We start from the raw sequence: 19,772 nt of genomic DNA on the forward strand, positions 1-19,772 counted from the left end.
TTGCAACGTGTCTCTTGGCATAAAAAAATGCTTCATTTTCTCAATTTGTCAACGGATTGTGTGCGTTTCCGCCATGCGGCTCAGCAGGCCGCCTTGCCAGAAAAACAGCCGGTTGCGCCGCCCGACCGCGTGATACAAGGCCTTCCTTCTCTCCGGCGGGACCCCGACCAGGACGAGGTTCTGCCCCTGGACAGGACCGAGGAGAACGGCTTCCTCCCTCTCATCACGGGCGGCCCGGACCAGCCTCTGACGCCGGAGATAATCCTGATTTTCCTCATCCGCGTAGAACCCGAGTTCCACCGCGGCCATCCAGCCGCCCAAAGCGCCGCCCCTCGGATAATGCTCACGGATCTCTCTAAATATTTTGATGAAAAGATTTCTCAACCCGGTCAAATGCCTCCAATGCAGGCCGGCGGAAAAGCTCCTGCCGTCAGGCATCAGAAAGATCAGGTAATCCAGCGTCTTTCCCCGTCCCAGGACCTTCAGCGATTTGACCATCTCTTCGGCCCATACCCGGCGGGTATCCTCGTCGTCCAGCCCGCCCATGTCCAAAACAAAACTGATCTCGGTCTCTCCCTGGGGCGGACGCTTGCGCACCAGCAGGTCCCGGTCCGCAGACCGCGCGGTGGCGTTCCAATCGATATCCCTCACATCATCACCGGGCATATACTTGTCCACACGGTCAAAATCCACCCGGGCCTGAACATGGTTCATAAACAGGCGGTTGTGACGGGACAGCAAATCCCTGGTCTTTTTTTTCCGGCGGACACTGCTGTCCAGAGAGGATTCCACCGTCTTCTCCAGGTCATCCAGGATCTCCTCAGATCCCGGAACGCGGGGACCTCCCTTTTTCCATGTCTTCAACGCCTCTTCTGCCAGGGCCTTCCAGCGCTCCGAGGAAAGCCCTCTCAAAGCCGCCGCAGCCAACGACGCGAGTCCGGCATTGAATCTGTCGCGCTCGTTGAAAACCCGCTGGGCAGGCCACAGCCATGAGGACCTGGCCACATACGGACCGACAAAAGGGATATAAAACAACAGCTGGTGGGCTTCGTTCGTGATATTCGATGCCCTTGGGGCGGCCGGGGCATACAGGAGCAACGTGTTCAAAGTCATCAGTTCGGCGGCTGTGGCGGTCAATCGGAACAATTCCAGCTCCTGACGGGTCTTGGGGTCCAGGTGCCATCCGTCTTTCATGAACAACCCGACCAAACGCTCGAGCTTTCTGCGATTGATGTTCCCCGCGGCCGGAGGCAGAAGATATTTCCAGGAAAGGCCGTGCATCTTGCGTTCACGGATCGGGCCGCCCAGCCGGTGGATAAGCACCATGGAGATCTCGAAACCCAAAAAGACCAGGATGGCCGTGAAAAACGCCTGGACATTGAACGGCCCCCCTTCGTCATCCCCCTCCCCGTCACGGATCAGACGCGGACCGCCGGCAGGCCCGCCGTCAGGGTCAGGGATCGAAACCACCTCCCTATCCGGGGAAATGTCCGCCCCAAGGATGATCTCCTCCGCGTTGGTGACAACGCCTTTATACCGTCCTTTACCGGCCGTGCCGAGGTATTTCCGCGGATTCTTGTACATCGTCAGGGCCATGGCGCGCAGTTCCGAAGAAAATTTTGATTCCAGAATGGTCTTTGCGGCGCTGATCCGGTCGTCTTCGAAATGATTGCTGATCAGCTCATCCGGATCCGGGCGGCCCGGCGAGCGGCTTAACAAAAGAAACCCGTTGACGATCCCCTTGGCGGCCTGGGCGTAATAGTCGTCTTTGTCTTTACGCTGGAGAAACGGCAGGATGTGAAAAAGGACATATTCTTTAGCGTCGGGGACAAAAAGCGCGGGGAAAAGCATGGCGTTCAGCTCGACATTGGCGGAAAATGAACGGCTCTCGTACGTGTGGCGCAACTGTTCGACCATGTGCCCCAGTTCGTGCCAGGCGGTCCATTCCGGCCGGGCCGAAAGTTCCTGGAGAACAACGGCATACTCCCCCTCGAAATATCCGGCCGCGTTATGAAAAGGATATTTTTGCCCGCGGACGAACAGGGCCTGGGTCGGCATCTTCTCCCAATGCGCGCTTAGGCGGGGATCGATGTCCAGCCGCTCAAAATGGCGTTTCTTCAAGGAAAGCCGGGCGTGAATAGGCTCGGCGTATAGCAAGATATACGGAGATTCCCCCCGCACGGTCATGAAAAAAAACGGATACACGTTCCGGGGAACAAAAATGCGGCGCAAATCCAGAAGGCGCTCCCGCAAAACGGATTCCTTCATGGTATCACGCGCGTAAAGCTTGACGATCTCTTCCAGACGGCCGCGGAGATCCGTAGACAAGGATTGAGAGGCATTCAAGACCTCGGCGATCAGCGCCCCGTCCGCTTCACGATTGGCGAGGTTCAGCAGAAATCCCTTCAGGATATTTTCTGCGAACAGCAAATAGCCGTTGCGGGCCTGGGCATGGCCTTCCGCAACAAAACGCCGCGTATGTTCGCGGACCAGCGAAGGGGGATATTCCAACGGAGCGTCGAGGATCTCCTGCCGGAGAAATTGCTCTTTCTCGCTCAACTCTCCGGGGCCGGCCTGGGCGGCGCTCCAGCCGCTGGCCCAGGACCGCCACCAGCCGGACAGATGCTCATCCCAGGAAAAAGCCGCCGCGGACAATGCCACGCAAACCCCTGCCATGACCACAAGCAAAATCTTTAAAAATGTCCGGCTCTTTTGACGAAGCCCCCAGTGCAACAGTTCCTCTCCGAGCACCCGGTCCGTCGCAGAAGACAACGATTGGGCCGTCCCCTCTCGCGGATGCCAATACCCGCAGACCAAATTCCGGACAGCGGACGTCACCGTGTCCGGCCCTCGGGCCTCGTCCGGGAGGTCAAACGCCGACAGGAGGCGCGACCTCAGATCTGAAGCAGGCCCGTCACGGAAAGATTTCAGGACCTCGTCATAAAAAAAAGTTCTGAACAAACGCCGGAGAGCGGCCTTGTTCCGCTTGAGGATGGCGGAAAGATGCCCGCGCATCCCTTCGCTCCATTGGCGCCGGGCCTTTCCCCAGGCCGGAGAACCGCGGCCTACCACCTCGCACGCGCCCTTCCAATGCAGGATATCCTGGATCCGCGCCGGCTCCCGGCCCCACGCCCCGGGGTCCCGGGTCCACCGGTTCAAGGTCTCTTCGGCAAACACCCGGAGATCATCTCTCCATTTCCGGCCCAAATAGCGGAAACGCCAGGAGACGACCGCCGGAGCCGAAGGGCAGAAGCACAGATAGACCGCCAGCCATTCGCGGTTTTCCCGGTGGAGACGCTCCGCTTCCTGCGCATATTGTGCCAGAAGTTTCCTGAGCCGAGGGTATCGGACGGCTTCCCGGCCTTCGAGAAGGCCTTGCAGGCCGCGGGAAAATTTTTGAAAAGATCTGTCCAGCCGCCAGAGCAGGGCCAGTCCGGGATCCCCCCTCATGTTCCGGTCGGAGAGAATTTCAAGGTAGTCCGTTTCCCATCGCTCGACCCTCGTCAGAAGGCCGGTGACGGGAACAGAAACGCCGTCATGAGCTAAATGATTTTGCATGAATAAAAGGGCGCCATGGCTCTGAATCCATCCGGACTGGTCCGGGGACCACATCCATTTCACAGCCAGCGCCGGACGGAAGACTTATACCGCAGATACCGGTCCCCGAACTTTTTCTCCAGGTATTCTTCCTCTCTCAGGACCACGCCATAATGCATGACGGCCAAGAGAGGGACAATCAACATCAGGATCCAGGCGTTGTCGAACATCAGCCCGATACCGGAATACATCAGGGTGGTGGCCACATAGAGAGGATTGCGAGAAAAACGGTACAACCCTTCGGTGAGGACCGTCTCGGCCGGTTCGTGCGTTTTCAGACCGGTCCCGGCGTTTTTCATCTGGCGTATCCCGGCCGACATCAGGGCCAGTCCCAGCCCGAACACAAAAGACCCGGCGAACCATTGAACTGCCGCCGGCAGAAATGACCAGGGGAAAAGGATTTGCAAAACCATCCCGAGGATCAAGAAACCGAAATAAATGTTCGGCGGACGCGTCATGACGTCCGGATGGTCGCTCATCGCCCCCCCTGGCTCATCGGAACCGGCTCGATGTGAATGACGGCGTCGATGATGCCCAGGGGTGAGCCCAATAGCGCGTCCTTGACGTTGTGGGCGATCTCATGCCCGCGGTGCACGGTCATGGTCCCGTCCACCTCCACATGGACTTCCACAAAATAGTTCAAACCGCTTTTACGCACACGGCATTTCTCAATGTTGCGGACGTCCCGGACCCCCAGGGAGATCTGCCGGATTTTCTGGTCCATGTCCGGGGACACGGCCGTGTCCATGATCTCGCCCACCGCTCCTTTCAACAACCGGAAGCCGTTGAAAGCGATGACCCCGCTGGCGAACACCGCGGCCCAGTCGTCGGCGCTCTCAAACCCCGGCCCGCCCAGCAGGGCGATCGAAATGCCGATGAACGCGGCCGCCGATGTCAGGGCGTCCGAACGGTGATGCCAGGCGTCCACCTTGACAGAAACACTGTCGATCTCGGTCCCGACCTTAAAAACAGAACGAAACAGGATTTCTTTAACGAGCACCACGCCGACCAGGACATACAGCGTAAACGGCGCGGGCATGTGGTGCGGGGCCAAAATTTCGCGGACGCTCTGGATCACGATGACGCCTGCCGCGCCGAGCAGGCCCAAAGAAACAATCATCGCGGCCAGGGGCTCGGCCCGGCCATGGCCGAACGGATGATTATCATCCGGCGGCTTGGCGCCGATCTTCAGCCCTCCGAAGACCACGATGGAACCGAAGATGTCCAGAGAAGATTCAATGCCGTCCGCGATCAGGGCATAGGAGCTGCCCACGACCCCGGTCAGGATCTTTGTGACTGCCAGTGCGACATTCACGATGATCCCGATGAGAGTGGAACGAAGGCCCCGAAGGGTCCGGGCGGCGCTGGTCGTTGCAGGTGTTGTCATGGTACTCCCATTAAGGTTGGAAAACCGCTCCCCATCAGGCTGGAAGCATCTTCATCATAATATAGGAACAGCCTTTTTTCTACCAGATCTTGGGGATGGCGCTCAAATTCCAGGAAAATACCGTCCGGCTGATGCCGACCATCACAAAAACGAGAAAAGCCCCGTAAACCGCCAGGATGACCCGGCTGATCCAGGGATGGACAACCCTCAACGCGTCAATGCCTTTGATGGTCATCAGCAGGACAACCGGGCAATAGAACAACGAAGTGCGCGGGACCGAGAAAGGGTATTTTTTCAGCGCGCCCAGGATGAACAGCTCCGCGAAAAGGGCCAGGGCGACGGTGTTGACGGACTTGAACAGGTACCCGTCTTTCCGGAAATTCCGAAAAAACGACACAAAAATACAGATCATCCCGAACGGCGTAAAAAACAACCCAATCTTCTTGATAAACCGAGGCTGTTCCGCGAACCAGCGGGAAATGAGATTGTTCACCCCTTCCCCGAACGTCTTGAAAAATTCCCCGGCCGACGCAAAGGAAATGAAATAATCGTCAAAGCCCTGCGTCCTGGCTCCGGAAACCTTGAAATCGTAATGGTAAAAAACGTGCGCGGCCGCCAGCACGGCGAAAACGTATACCAGCAGGCACTGATTCCGGAACCGGCCCTCCTCCTCCCGGCGGATCAGGTTGTATAACGGAAAACCCATAAAGAGGAACGACGGATAGGAAAACAGCGCCAAAAAAGGCAAAAGCGAAAGGGCGGCGATGTAAAGGACCCGGCTCCCGGCTTTCAGTTCCTCTCCGCGGTAAATGAACAACAAAAACAGCGAACCCGCCAGCACGTCCATCGAATACTGCTTCAGTTCCGACGCGTAATAAATGAGCGGAACAGACGCGGCCCAGGACAGGACAAATAAAAAATAATTTTTCCGGTCTTTCAGCTCATATCCCGCCAGCTTCAGCCAGACAAAGAAAGCCGCGACCATGCTGACAAACGGCAGGAAACGCACGCTCCAGACATGAAAATTGAACGGCTGGGCAACCGTGTGAATCAAAAATAAATACAGCCGGGGAAAAACCTGCGTTGTGATCAATTCTTCACGGAAAAAATCTCCGGGGGCAAAAAGCGCGACACTGCGAAACACATTGTATTCATCCAGCCACAGCGCCCGCGGGTTGAGCCAGTGCAAAAGGCACAGGATCACGTACCAGGCCGCGGCCGCAACCGCCAAGACAATCCACCCGTTGATCGATGGGCGCGTCATCTCTTAAAGCATTTCCCGCACATGGACATGGCCTTTTCTCGTTTCGTAAATCGCTCTTGGAAATGCAGCAGCCGGGAATGCGGTAAAAAACCGGCATAACGACATCGAATTCAAACCGGCTTTATTCTACCAGATATTGGAAAATTTTACGGCGGGAGTTGGAAAAATTACGGCCCTCTCCAACGCATGTGGAGAGGGCCGCGGGGTATTCTCAGGGGAGCAGAAGGATTTGCCTATATCCTCTCCTGAGGCTGAGGCTTCGCCTCCACGACTTTGGCGATGGCCACGGCCACCTTTTGCCCTCCCTCTTCCTTGTAATCCACCTTCACTTTATCCCCTTCCTGCAGACTATCCAGAGACGCCGACTCCTGGAAGTTGGTCTGATCGTTGATTTTGATCGCCACCTCCTGGATATTCTCGGGCTCTTCGACAATCAGGGTGATCATGTTGGATTGGATGTCCTTGATCGTCCCCTGCAAGAAGTTTTGCTGCCCCCACAGCGCGTACGCTGTGGACGAGGCTAACAAAACCAGACCCAAAGCACCTAAGATCATTCTCTTCATTTTGTCCCCCTTTCTGTTGGCTTACGAACATCTTTCGTAAGGGACATTATGAAAAAAATCACATGAAGAGGGCATGAATCCAGCATGAATTTCCCTTCATCAGGACCGGGAGGCCGGGCCGGGGGCCAAGGACGATCGAGTCGCAATCCTCATCATCCACCACAACACCAGCATCACCCATGCCAACGCCTGGAGCCCCATGAGCCTCAACAGCCACTCCAGCAGCCGGGAATGGAAATAAAACCGCACGCTGTTCTCTCCCGGCTCCAGGGCCACCGCCTTATAGGCCAGATTAGCGCGGTAGACCGGAACTTCCCTCCCGTTCACGAACGCCTTCCACCAGGGATGCCACACGTCGCTGTATATCATCCAGACAGGATCCGGCGATGGGTTACGGACCGTCACGTCAAAATGGTTGGCGTCGAACCGGTCGACTTTATAGGAAAGCTTCATGCGCTGATTTTGCGACAGCGACAGGTCCCCCTCCCCTGCGGCCGCAGCCTCCGGCCTTTGTCCCCCGTCCCGTGCAGACAAAAACAGCATATCGCCGAGGTAATCTTGAGCGGCCATCTTCGCGGCCAATTCGGATGCATCGGCAAAAAAATAGGCGCGGCTGAAAAATTGGATCTTCTCCTCATCCAGCCCTGAGAATTTCCGCGCAGCCACATGTCCGATGGGAAAATTCAGGCTGTTGGTCTTCCAACGAATGATCCCTGCCGGAATGCCCGACGAGTCATCAAAGGCTTGCCAAGAGTAAGCCCTCATCAATTCGTCCAGGGGCTTGAGCCAAAATTCCACCTTGACACTTGTGCCCAACTGGTCATAAAAAAGAAAGGCATTGACCGAAATATACCGCGGGACATCCTGCATGTCCTGGGGGAAGACCCATCGGGGATTCGAACGATCCAGGAAAATAGGCCGCTGCCGCATAAATGGCATCCTGCGGAATTCCAAGACCGTCATCTCTCCCCGGCTCAACCGGAAAGTTCTGCGGTTTCCCTCCGCAAACATATAACCGTATCCGGTCAAAATATGCCCGGCGAGGAGGACCGCAACCAGGCCAGTCCGCACCCGATGCCCGCCTCTGAGCAAAAGGATGATCACGGCAGGGGCAAGGGCCAGAAGGGCCCATGTGGCGCGGACCGGGGCCGGCCAAGAATCCCTCAAGATAAGATCATCAATATTCTGAGGGACGATGAATTGAAAGGCGGGGGCGCTCTTCCCGGAATTGAGAAAAAAAGGCTCCAGGAATCTCGCATTCTTAACAAAAACCACAAAAAACATGCCCACGGTCAAGCAGACGAAAACGGCTGCTCCCATTTTGTATCTCAGGCTTTTGGAAAACCCGCCTTCCTGAACCGCCTTCAAGATCGATTCCAAGCCGAAACCCGCCGACAGGCACAGAAACATCCGAACAATCGGCGAAACCAGCGAGATATGGCGAAAATAAAACATCCCCGGCCAAAAATGATAAAAAAAGACACTGACGGATGTCCCCAGAGAAAAGAGAAGGAGAATTCCTCCGGCCGCCAGGATGGCAAAACTTTTCCTGTTCGGGGCGGTCAGGGCTAAAAACAAGAACGGCAGCGTCAAGACACCGATATACAGGGAACAATTGACATCAACGGAAAAAGGCAGAAACAGACCGAGCCATTTTATAAAATGCGTATTCCCGCCATAGGCCAGAAATGTTTCCAAATCCACGCCGGCATCCCGCCCGCGCCCCAGGGAGGCAAAAACGATGTCCTCATCCAGGGCGAGAGAAAACAGTCCCCACAGCGCCAGCGCCGTTAACGCCGTCCCGGCTAAAAATCCCGCAAATCCGAGATCCCAGCGAAGTCGGCGTGCAAAGCGCACCGCATCCCTCCCATTGGCCAGCCCATAAAACAGAAAATACAGGAACACCGTTAAAGAAATCACCGGGAGAAAATACGCGTTGCCCCCCATTGTCTGGACGGCCACCAGGCTGACGGCGCCGAAAGGATACCTCCATTGCCCGGAATCCAGGAAGGCATGCCCCAGATACAACAGCAGCGGGATCGCATAGTAAAGATGAAAGTTGAACCCGAACTGCGTCATCCACAAACAGGAAAACATCATGGCCGCCGAGACAAAAAAAACGGACAACGGTGATGAAAAATACCGCCGGGACAGGAACCAAGTCCCGGTCAGCAGGAGAAACCGGTCAAACAGGATGCCGGCATAAAAAATCGGGAGAAAATTAACGCCCTTCAACAGCATGGCGACGGGTAGCAAAGCCGACGCCAAAATACCGTTCATGCTCAGGATGGACTGCCAGAACGCGGCCGGGGTCCCGTGCAGGAGCTGGGGCATCCATTGCGCAATTTCTCCGGACACGGCGGCATTGTTGAAGAAATAATACTGAAAAAATAAATAATTGAGGGTGTCGTGCGTGACGACCCGGCGCGAGGTGATCAGGTAAAGCAGGTGGGCGGTTTCCAGGCAGGCCAGCGTCAAGAACAAAAAACCTTCTAACCGGATTAAGGAGAAAACCCTTCTCATAGCCGCCCCTCGAAACGCTTCCGGATGATCAAGCCCATCATCCCCAACCCGTTCCGGAGCGCCCGGGCCATCCCGGGCGTATTCTTGGATTCTCCCGTCTTTCTCCCGCCGTAGAAAACCGGGATCTCAACGACCCTCATCCCGGCCTTGGCCGCTTCAACCATGATCTCAGGCGAAAGGGCCGTGCCGCCTGATGTCAGGTATGGCTCAATCCTTTTGTATTTCTCCCGGCGCATGAGCCGCAAGGTGCACCCGACATCCGTGAAACCGCACGCCCCGTACAAAATCTGCAAAAGCTTTCCCATCGCCACATTGCCCCACCGCAATAAAAGCCCCATGTTGGCGCCGGGACCGATCATCCGGGGGTTTGTCCTGCTCCCCACCACCAAATCCGCCTCATCGATCCGGGAGAGGAGTCTTTCGATATCCCGGACGGAGAACGTCAGGTCGGCTTCCGTCAAGATCAACAAATCCTCTCCGGCCGCATCCAGACCCCTTTTGACCGCGTGCCCATACCCCGGCTTCTCCTCCCGGATTACGACAGCGCCTTCCTTTTGAGCGTTTTCCGCCGTCCTGTCCAGGCTGTTGTTGTCCACCACGAGAACCCTGTCGACAAACCCGAGGCCCTGCAATTCTTTCACGACCAGGCCCACCGACAGCTCCTCGTTATAAGCGGGGATAATAACGCAGATTGTCTGATTTTTATACATTTGGCTTCAGCGACCCCGTCGGCCCCAAAAGGGGCCGGAAAGATCTCCGGACATCCGGACAAACATCATGTTGGCGCGAACAAGATCGTCCGGCGTGTTGATATTGATGTTGTTTCCCCGGATGAAAGCCGCGAAGGCCCTGCCTTCGCGCGCCATCAGGCCGATGGTATCGGTGATTTCGACCTCTTGGCGCCCCGAGCTTCGCGGGGTCTTTTTGATATAATCAAAAACCATCGGGTCAAACAGATACAATCCGCAGCCCCGGATGTCCGACATCGGCCTGGAGGGTTTCTCAACGATCCGGCGGATCATTCCTGCGGAGTCAATCGTTACGCAGCATGTCTTTCGAAGAATGTCCCGGTCTTTTTCTCTGATGACTGCTTCCACCGCGCCGGCGTTTTTCTCGCGAAACTTTTTCATGAGGCCTTTCGCGCTGCCCAGGGTGAAATCGTCCCCCAGAATGACAAGGAACGGTTCGCGGATATACCGGGAGGTCAAACTGACGGCGTGAGCGATCCCCCGGGGTTGCCTCTGCCGGACATATTTGATCCTGACGCCAAAATCCCGGCCGTCTTTGAAATAATTTTGAACAAGGCCCCCCAGGCGCTCCACAATGAGATAAACTTCCTCAACGCCGAATTCGTAAACCATCCGCCTCAAAATAAATTCAAGGATGGGCCTGTCCAGGACCGGAAGCATCGGCTTTGGCAGAATCCGGCCCAAAGGACTGATACGGCCTCCTTTTCCGGCCGCCGGAATCACTCCCACCCGAACCCTCTTCATCCCTCTGCCCTCCCCGCGGGAGCGCGGATGATCCCCGCCATCCAATAAAGGACAAGGAGCACCCATGCCAGCGCCTGCCATCCCATGCCCCTCAGCAACCATTCCAATATCCCGGAATGGAAATAAAACTTCACATGATTTTCCCCTGGTTTCAGTTTCACCGCTTTATATGCCAGGTTTGCACGATACACCGGAACTTCGTCCCCGTTCACAAACGCCTTCCACCAGGGGTGCCACACGTCGCTGTACATCATCCACGCAGGACCCGGAGACGGATTGCGGACCGTCACGTCAAAATGGTTGGCATCGAAACGTTCGACCGTGTAAGGGATCGCCAGACGCTGATTTCTTGACAAAGGCAGCTTTCCCGTCCACCTCAGGGCCCCCTCCGGCCGCTGCCGGGATTGAGGTGCCTGCAAGAGCAACATGTCGCCGGAGAAATTCTCATCGCCCACGATCTTCGCCAGCGCGGCAATGTCCTGAAAATCATGTGCCGCTGAGAAAAACTGGACCTTCTCCTCGTCCAACCCGGAAAATTTCCTCACCCCGGCGCGCTGAGAAGGAAAAAGGAGATTCTTCTTTTCCTCCCCTATTAATCTTTCGCGGACATCCACGTCTTGGTCCAGGGAGTAACCGACAGCGACCTTCATCAACTGGTCCAGGGGGTTGAGCCAGAACTCCACCTTCACATCGGTTCCCAGCTGATCGTAAAAAAGAAACGGCTGGACCGGGATAAACCAGGGAACATATTTCATGTCCTTCGGGAATATCCATCGGGGGTGGGACCTGTCCAGGGCCATCGGCCGACGCTTCATAAAGGGCATCTGTTGAAAAGCCAGCATGAAGGCCTCTCCTTGGCCCAGCGGCAAGGTCCAGCGTTTCCCTTCAAAGGCCATATAGGCACAGCCGCTCACAACATGCCCGGCCAAAATTATGCCGACGAGAATTCCCCGGAATCTTTGCCCTGTCCGGCACAGGGCGGCAACGAGCAACGACGAAAAGAACAATGCCATCCAAGACGGACGGATGACCCCGTTGAACACATCCATCCCGGACAGACCTGCGACATCCCGCAAGACGATAAAATTAAGCGGCCCCCATTGTTTCGCATCGAGGTCAAGAAAGAACGGCTCTAACACGGCAGGGTCCCTGGCCACGGCCAGCAGAAGCGCGCAGGCCGCCATCAGAAAAACGCAGACCGCGAGGCCCCTCCGGCCCGCGGATCCGGACCGACCTGCCTTCGCCGCTCGCAGCACCCCGTCAAAACCAAACCCGGCCAACAAACACAAAAAAATCCGTACCAGAGATGACACCAGAGCGATATGCCGGTAATACTTGATCCCCGGAATCCATTGATACAAAAAGATACTCACGCACGTTCCAACGGAAAACAGCAAAAGGACTACGGCAGCCAGCAAAAAAGGCCAGCTCTTCCGGGTCGGAGTGATCAGCCCGATGAACAAAAAAGGGACGGCAAACACGCCGATGTACAGCGAATGGTCCACGTCCACGGAAAAAGGCAGGAACAGCCCCAGCCATTTGCTCAGGTTGGTGTTCCCCCCATATGTTAAGAACGTTTTCAAGCCGACAGTGGCATCCGCCCCTCTCCCGAAAGAGGCAAAAACCATTTCTTTGTCGACGGAAAAATGGACCAGGCTGTACACGCATAGCGCGGTCAGCGCCGTCCCGAGCAAAAACCCCCACCCGCCGATTCCCCAGCGGAGGCGTTTCAGGGACTGCCGGGTCTCGTCCCAATGGATCCCGGCATAAAATAAAAAATACAAAAGAATGGTCAAGCATACGATCGGCAAAAAATACGCGCAATTGCCGAGCATTTGAACGCCCAGCAGATTGACCGCGCCGAAACCATACCGCCATTTCCCGGAATCCAGAAAGGCATGCCCAAGATGCAATATCAAGGGGATCGCGTAATAAAAATGGAAATTGAACCACACCTGTGTCATCCACAGGCTGGAGGACATCACAGTAACCGCAACAAAGAAGATCGACAACGGCGAGGAGAAACACCTCCGCCCCAGGAGCCAGATCCCCGTCAGCAAAAGGAACCTGTCCCATAAAATGCCTGCATAAAAGATCGCAAGGAAATTCACACCCTTGAATAAAGGCGCGATGTTCAGCAGGGCGGACGCCAGGATGCCGTTCACACCCAAAATCACCTGCCAGAACGTGGCCGGTGTCCCGTGGGTCACCTGGGGAATCCACTGGGCGATTTCCCCTGTTAAAGCCGCGTTATTAAAAAAATAGTATTGAAGAAAAAAATAATTGAGTGTGTCGTAGGTGACAAGCCGAAGCGAAGCGGTCAGGTAAAGCAGGTGAGTAGTTTCCAGGCAGACCAGCAGCAGGAACAGCGCGCTTTCCAGCCTGGGAGGCCAGCCCTGCCTGGAAGGCACTCCTTCCGCGGACAAACTCCCCGGCTTTGCCCGGGAAGGGTTCAAGCAGAACGAAAAAAATGAACGGACATCAGGCATAAGCAAAGTGGGGCAACGAAAAACCGGATTCATTTTACCAGATGCCGGGGAGAATAGCGACGGGAATTGAAAAACGCAGGCAGGGAGAAACTAAAAAGCTTCGGCAGGAATCCTTAAAGACTCTTTCAAAAAAGACTCATACTGATGGTCAAACTCCCAGACGATCCCGTCTTTTGACGTCAGGCCGCGTTCCTGGGGGGACAAGGCGTGTTTCAAACACAGCAGGATGTCCGTGCTGATCCACGGGCTGGTCAGCTGGTAGAGATGCCCGCTGCCTGTGCTGGCGTTCCGGGCGTTCGTCACATCAACCAGTTCGAGCTTCCTCTCCTTTTTGATAATATCGATTTTCTTCGGGTGGATGTTCCGCACTTCCAGCTCCCCCAGGCGCGGGGTCCCAAAAAGCAGGCGGGAAAACTGCAGGGCCCTGTCTTTGCGGGAGATGTAAATCGTGGCCTTTTTCATAAGAGCCAGGACATTGTCCCGGTAGTAAGACCTTAAAGCCGTCCGGTCAAAATCCGCGCCCAGCAGGATGACCTGTCCGATTTTCAGCGCCGATTGTATTTCTTCTTCCGTGTCGCGGGAATAGATGAGCCGCAGCTCCTTCAGGGCATTGCAGACGATCCTCACCCCCGCGCTGTGGCCGATCAGATGGATCTGCTCTGCCTCCGTCTCCTTGGCCAGGAAATCCAGCAGCAACCGGAAATTCCTCGAACAATAATTTGTGGTCTCCAGATCATGGGCGTAGGCCGACAACCGCCCCTGGGTGGCCGGCCAGCAGTAGGCGATAAAGGCCCCGTCATAACCGAGATAATGCCAAAGCGACCGGGACAGCAGGACCGGATCGTCAAAACAGACCTTGAAACCGGAAACATAAATGTATATATCTTTCCGCCGGGAGCGGCGCAATTTTTCATTGATGTCGCGGGCAAACGACATGCTTTGCTCCAATGTCTCCGCCTCCTCTTTCAGGTCATCCATCAAGGGGCAGGTGGTCCACAGGGCCCCGAATTCCCGGATATCCGCCACAGACATCCGCAAGGCCTTTTTCCGCTCAAACGAAAAAGACTGCTCGACGATTTCCTCCCAACCCATCCCCCTGGGGATAAATTCCACTCCTGCTTTGCCCAAATGAAGAAACTCATCCCTCCCGGCGTTATAAACGATCGCCCTTCCCTTCTCCACTCTCTGGCGGTCTGTGGCAAAATAAATGTCCACAACAGAATTTTTCTCACCGGATGACAAATCGGCAAAGGGATTGCGGGCAGAGACCTGAAACAATGCGGGGGTGGGGAGAGCACCTTTGCTGTATTTCTTAAATAAAACCCGTGGGATCACGACCCCCCCATTCTCTTTTTGGCCTCTTCATGCATCTTCTCAAATTCATCCTGATTCGGGATTTTTAAAACCAGCGGCAGCGCGAACGCCAGCCAGCACAACCCCGCAAAGATCCAGAACGCGGCCGCCAAACCGAGCATCCTGAAATAGGCGTCCGGATACGCGATCAGCATCGTGCGTTTCATCACGGCCAGCGCCAGGCCGAGACCGACCACCCACAGAACCCACAAAGGTTTGCGCAAATTTTCAGCCTGGCCGGCATGGCTCATCGTCACCATGGTAGCGATGGCAAAGGTCATCAAACTGAATCCCCCGATAAAAGAAATGTGCAACATCACAATATTGTAATCAACAAAAATCCCGGCCAGCCAGAATCCCAGCAGGGTCATCCACACAGAGACCCAGGTGAGACGGATGTATAGATCCGAAAACCGCGGCCATTTCAGGGCGCCGGTGCGCAGGAACACGGCCGTGGCCACGCCGGCGCGCAGGATGTATCCCCAGCGCGGCCAGCCCAGCCCCTCGATCCAAAAACTGAGCAAAATCAGCAGCCCTCCCGCCAGATAATACCGGATGTCTCCGGCGGGCCGGTGGACCGGCACGGTCCTGGCGTGGCAATCCTCTTCGTCATGACCGTTATGCAGCGGCGGAACGGATGGATATGTGCCCATGATCCGGGGAATCAGGAATCCGCCCACGCCAAGGACAATGCACAACAAAAATCCCTGGTCCATCATCGGCTTGCCGACCTTCAGGGCCCACAGCGGCAGGACCTTGAGCTGGCCGAGCATCAACACCAGGGTGCCCACGACACCGTGCAAGACCGCGATCGGAACCCAAACCAGCTCCAGAGGCGCCTGTCCGCCGGTATGGCGGGGACGCTGGGCAATCCGTACCAGCGCGAAACGGGCCAGCAGGGCCAGCCAAAGGATGTAACACCCTTCGGCCGCCACCCATTGCTCCAGAGAGAGAAATCCTGCGATTCCGAGCAAAACAAACAGCGCTCCCGCCACTTCTCCCGCCGTTGCCGGACGGGTCATGGTGAACCGGGGGACAGCGGTCATGAGAAATCCGATAATAAAGCAGTTCATGTAAACGAGGATCTGCAGCGACGAATGGAAAAAGGCGGAATAATTCGGCATCCATTTCAGCCAGTAAAACAACCAGTGTCCCGCGCCGACGCTTCCCATCAGGACACCAAGGGGAAAAAACAGGCGGTAGGGTTCCCGGCAGAACGCGGGGATCAGGGATCGCAGGTTGGGCATCATGCATCCTTTCTTCCATTGAGCATAAACAACCCCGGGGGGACTGTCAACCCTCGGGGTTTAAAAATGCCGGATGGGGATTACGCGTAAACAGAATGAGAATGCCGTTCCCACCGTTCCTTCAAGACGGCCATGTCCTCGTCCGAGTACTGGGGATGGGTGACGAGGTCCCGGCTGAGGATTTTTTCGCTGGGGATGAATTTCTGCAGGATGTAGTGCCGGGAATTCTTGACCAGGGGAACGGCATCCTCGATGTCCTGCTCCGAGCACAGCGCCTTGACGACGGTGGTCCGGAACTGGTGGGGAATGCGCGATGCCAAAATGAGGTCGATGCTGCACTGGACCGCCTCGGTATGGCCGCTGACGCCGGCCACCCGGTCGTATTTGGCCAGTGGCGCCTTGATGTCCATGGCCACGTAATTCACCAGATTCCGGGCCAGGATCTGTCCGAGCATGGCGGGGTTGCTGCCGTTGGTGTCCAGTTTGATCGCGTAGCCCAGGGCGCGAACCTTCTCCAGGAAGTCCGGCAGGTCTTTCTGGAGCGTCGGCTCGCCGCCGGTCACCGTCACCCCTTCCAGATATTCCTTGCGCCTCTTGAGAAAATCCATGACTTCCTGTTCGGGGATGGGCTCACGGAAAAGCTCCGGCAGGACCAGCTCGGGATTATGGCAAAAGGGGCAACGGAAGTTGCACCCCTGGGTAAAGATCACCGCGCTGATCCTGCCCGGAAAATCAATGAGAGAAAACTTTTGCAGGCCTCCGATTTTCATAGAGCTTTCACGACGCCGCCATGTTCTCCACGGCGACGAATTTGTAAGTTTCTCTTTTTTTAAATTCTTCTTTTTTACCCTTGTTCCACTGCTGCACCGGGCGCAAGTACCCGACGATGCGGGAATACACCTCGCACTCACTGCCGCATTTGCCGCAGGAAGGGTGCTCGCCGGCATGATACCCGCAGGACGGGCACACGCTGAAGGTCGGAGTGATCGTGAAATAGGGCAGGCGGAACTTGTGGCAGATCGTCTTGACCATGCTCTTCAGGGCCATCGCGTCTTCGATCTTTTCCCCCACGAACCCGTGCAGGACCGTGCCGCCGGTGTACCGGGTCTGGAGCTTGTCCTGCAGTTCCAGAACCTCAAAGATGTCGTCGGAATAATTCACCGGAAGGTGCGTGGAGTTGGTGTAAAACGGCTCCCTGCCCTGCCGCCATTCCTCTTCATTGGCGCAGGAGATCTCCGGGTAAAGCTTTTTGTCAAGCTTCGCCAGCCGGTAGCTCGTGCCTTCGGCCGGGGTGGCCTCCAGATTATAGATGTTGGTGGTCTCCTGCTGATACTGCATCAACTTCTCTCTCATGAACTCCAGGACCCTGATCGCGAACTCCTGGCCCTCGGGCGAGGTGATCGGGGTCTTCAGGAGATTCTGGCAGGCCTCGTTCATCCCCACCAGGCCGATCGTGGAGAAATGGTTCTTCCAGTATTGATCGGTCTTGGCCTTGATGTTGCGCAGATAGAACTTGATGTAGGGATACAAATCCTCGCCTGTGAATTTCTCGAGGATCTTTCTTTTGATCTCCAGGCTGTCCTTGGCCAGCCCCATGAGGTTCTCGAGCCGGCTGAGGAATTCCTCTTCGGTCTTGGCCAGATACCCCAGCCGCGGGAGGTTGATGGTGACGACCCCGATCGAACCGGTCAAGGGCGAAGCGCCGAACAACCCGCCGCCGCGGCTGCGCAGCTCGCGGTTATCCAGGCGCAGGCGGCAGCACATGCTGCGCGTGTCCTCGGGGTTCATGTCGGAGTTGATGAAATTGGAGAAATACGGGATGCCGTACTTCGCCGTGATCTTCCAGAGGAGATCCAGGTTCGGATTGTCCCAGTCAAAGTCCTTGGTCATGTTGTAGGTCGGGATCGGGAACGTGAACACTCGCCCCTTGGCGTCGCCTTCGAGCATGACCTCGAGAAACGCCTTGTTAAACAAATCCATCTCCTTCTGGAAGTCGCCGTACGTCTCTTTCTGCATCTGCCCGCCGATGATCACCGCCTGGTCGCGCATCATCGAGGGCACGGTGAGGTCCATGGTGATGTTGGTGAACGGCGTCTGGAACCCCACGCGGGTCGGGACGTTGATGTTGAACACAAATTCCTGGAGCGCCTGCTTGACGTCCCTGTAGGTCAGATTGTCGTACCGGATGAACGGGGCCAGGAACGTGTCGAAATTGGAAAAGGCCTGGGCCCCGGCCGCTTCGCCCTGCAGGGTGTAGAAAAAATTCACGATCTGGCCCAGGGCGCTGCGCAGATGTTTGGCCGGAGCGGATTCCATTTTACCGAACGCGCCGCGGAACCCCTGAGTCAGGACGTCCTGCAGGTCCCAGCCCACGCAATAAACGCTGATCAACCCCAAATCGTGCAGATGCATGGCGCCCTGCAGATGGGCCTCTTTGACCGCCGGCGGATACACTTTGTTAAGCCAATAAACCTTGCTGATCTCCGAAGACACATACTGATTGAGCCCCTGGAGGGAAAAAGCCATGTTGCTGTTCTCGTTGATCAGCCAGTCTTCCTTATTAAGGTAGCGGTCCACCAGGTCCGTGTTGGCCTGCGAGGTGATCTCGCGGATCTGGGCGTGCTGTTCGCGGTAAAGGATATACGCCTTGGACGTCTTTTTGTAGGGGGATGTGAGGAGGACGTCCTCGACAATGTCCTGGAGCTGCTCCACCGTCGGGATATCACCGCCCAAGAACTGCTGGGCGATGTTCAAAGCGCGAATGGTGAGCTTCTGCGCCATCTCCAGGCCGAACTCTCCGGTAGCCTCTCCGGCTTTGTGAATGGCCCGGGTGATTTTTTCCGGCTTAAAATCTTCCACCCGCCCGTCGCGTTTGATGATTTTCGTGAAAGTGAGCGTTGGCGACATTGCTTCCTCCCCCTGGTTGTTAGTTGCGGAATGAAACCTTGGAAATGTTTTTCTTGGGCCCGTACATCCCGTGCCGCAAGACGGTTCCCCTGTGGTCGAACGGTTCGATACTTTTGGTTTCGGCGTCGTAAACGGAGATGACATGCATCCCGCTAAAGTCCCGTTTGACCTCCTCCATCTCCTCCGGGGTCAAGACCGTGGCGCCGCTGGGCCGCGTCGGCGTATTGAGCTGGATCTCGTCGGGCGCAAGTGAAACAGCGATCTTGGCGATCTCCCCGGCGAAACATTTGTTTTCCGGAATGAACATGATCTGCAGGGCGAACTTGCCCGAAAAATCTTCGCGGAACAACTGGATGGAACGCAACATGGTGGAGAAGTCGACAACCTTGTGGGCCTGATCCACCTGGCGGAAGCTTTCGTCCGAGTGCGCGTCCAGTTTGGCCACGACCATGTCGGCCATGGCCAGATCCAGCCGGACATCGGGCCGGTCCATGAGCGAAGAATTGGTGATCACGGCGATGGGCTCGGGCCGGATCTTGCGCAAGTCGTCGATCATCTCACCGAGGTTGGCGGCCAGCGTCGGCTCGCCGCGGCCGGAGAACGTGAGATAATCTATCTCGCAGTCTTCAGGAAGGGCCCTGATCTCATCCATGATCGCGGCGGAGGGGACAAATTCTCGGCGTTCGAAATCGAACCTCACGGTCTTGCCCAGTTGGCAGTACACGCAGTCGAACGTGCAAACTTTCTCCGGAGTGGCCAGGGGATCAATGCCGAGGGACCGTCCCAGCCGCCAGGAATACAGCGGGCCATAGATATATTTGAATTGTTCAGACATCTGTCTGCCTTTTTAGGGAATAAAACACTATATATTGGTATGGTCATTATATACCAATACCATATTTAGTAAATAAGAAAATATACGTAGAAAAGTCCGCAGGATTACGGGAAC

General features: G+C 56.1%; 14 protein-coding genes. All 14 read right to left on the reverse strand.

What is annotated here, in order from left to right:
• Positions 1–48 precede the first annotated feature (48 nt).
• Positions 49–3,558, reverse strand: a complete 3,510-nt coding sequence (locus Q8Q08_02405) for a DUF58 domain-containing protein (protein MDP2652863.1) — start codon at positions 3,556–3,558, stop codon at positions 49–51.
• A gap of 59 nt (positions 3,559–3,617) precedes the next feature.
• Positions 3,618–4,076, reverse strand: coding sequence for an isoprenylcysteine carboxylmethyltransferase family protein (locus Q8Q08_02410; protein MDP2652864.1), 459 nt, complete (start codon positions 4,074–4,076; stop codon positions 3,618–3,620).
• Entirely contained in the window at positions 4,073–4,984 is a 912-nt protein-coding gene (locus Q8Q08_02415) for a cation diffusion facilitator family transporter (protein ID MDP2652865.1), read from the reverse strand. The genes Q8Q08_02410 and Q8Q08_02415 overlap by 4 nt, the downstream gene beginning before the upstream one ends.
• A gap of 79 nt (positions 4,985–5,063) precedes the next feature.
• Positions 5,064–6,248: a hypothetical protein gene (locus Q8Q08_02420; protein ID MDP2652866.1), complete on the reverse strand. Its 1,185-nt coding sequence runs from the start codon at positions 6,246–6,248 to the stop codon at positions 5,064–5,066.
• Positions 6,249–6,481: 233 nt separating this feature from the next.
• A complete protein-coding gene (locus Q8Q08_02425) occupies positions 6,482–6,811 on the reverse strand; it encodes a DUF5666 domain-containing protein (protein ID MDP2652867.1) in 330 nt (109 codons plus the stop codon).
• 99 nt (positions 6,812–6,910) lie between these two features.
• Positions 6,911–9,334 carry a hypothetical protein gene (locus tag Q8Q08_02430; GenBank protein ID MDP2652868.1) on the reverse strand — a complete coding sequence of 808 codons (2,424 nt, stop codon included), beginning with the start codon at positions 9,332–9,334 and terminating at the stop codon, positions 6,911–6,913.
• The gene (locus Q8Q08_02435) at positions 9,331–10,044 is read right to left on the reverse strand and encodes a glycosyltransferase family 2 protein (GenBank protein MDP2652869.1); all 714 of its coding nucleotides are present in this window, start codon (positions 10,042–10,044) and stop codon (positions 9,331–9,333) included. The genes Q8Q08_02430 and Q8Q08_02435 overlap by 4 nt, the downstream gene beginning before the upstream one ends.
• Before the next feature lie 6 nt (positions 10,045–10,050).
• Complete coding sequence (locus tag Q8Q08_02440; GenBank protein ID MDP2652870.1) at positions 10,051–10,827, reverse strand: nucleotidyltransferase family protein; 777 nt, start codon at positions 10,825–10,827, stop codon at positions 10,051–10,053.
• Complete coding sequence (locus Q8Q08_02445) at positions 10,824–13,253, reverse strand: hypothetical protein (GenBank protein MDP2652871.1); 2,430 nt, start codon at positions 13,251–13,253, stop codon at positions 10,824–10,826. The genes Q8Q08_02440 and Q8Q08_02445 overlap by 4 nt, the downstream gene beginning before the upstream one ends.
• A 153-nt stretch (positions 13,254–13,406) precedes the next feature.
• Positions 13,407–14,531 carry an alpha/beta hydrolase gene (locus Q8Q08_02450; GenBank protein MDP2652872.1) on the reverse strand — a complete coding sequence of 375 codons (1,125 nt, stop codon included), beginning with the start codon at positions 14,529–14,531 and terminating at the stop codon, positions 13,407–13,409.
• Between the two features lie 116 nt (positions 14,532–14,647).
• Positions 14,648–15,919 (reverse strand): NnrS family protein, encoded by a 1,272-nt coding sequence (locus Q8Q08_02455; GenBank protein MDP2652873.1) that lies wholly within the window; start codon positions 15,917–15,919, stop codon positions 14,648–14,650.
• 77 nt (positions 15,920–15,996) lie between these two features.
• Positions 15,997–16,686, reverse strand: a complete 690-nt coding sequence (locus tag Q8Q08_02460; GenBank protein ID MDP2652874.1) for an anaerobic ribonucleoside-triphosphate reductase activating protein — start codon at positions 16,684–16,686, stop codon at positions 15,997–15,999.
• Between the two features lie 7 nt (positions 16,687–16,693).
• Entirely contained in the window at positions 16,694–18,823 is a 2,130-nt protein-coding gene (locus Q8Q08_02465) for a ribonucleoside triphosphate reductase (GenBank protein ID MDP2652875.1), read from the reverse strand.
• 19 nt (positions 18,824–18,842) lie between these two features.
• On the reverse strand, positions 18,843–19,658 hold the full coding sequence (locus Q8Q08_02470; GenBank protein MDP2652876.1) for a radical SAM protein: 816 nt from the start codon (positions 19,656–19,658) through the stop codon (positions 18,843–18,845).
• Between the last annotated feature and the right edge of the window lie 114 nt (positions 19,659–19,772).

This window comes from Candidatus Omnitrophota bacterium, from assembly GCA_030688425.1.
Lineage (GTDB): Bacteria > Omnitrophota > Gorgyraeia > Zapsychrales > JANLHA01 > JAUYIB01.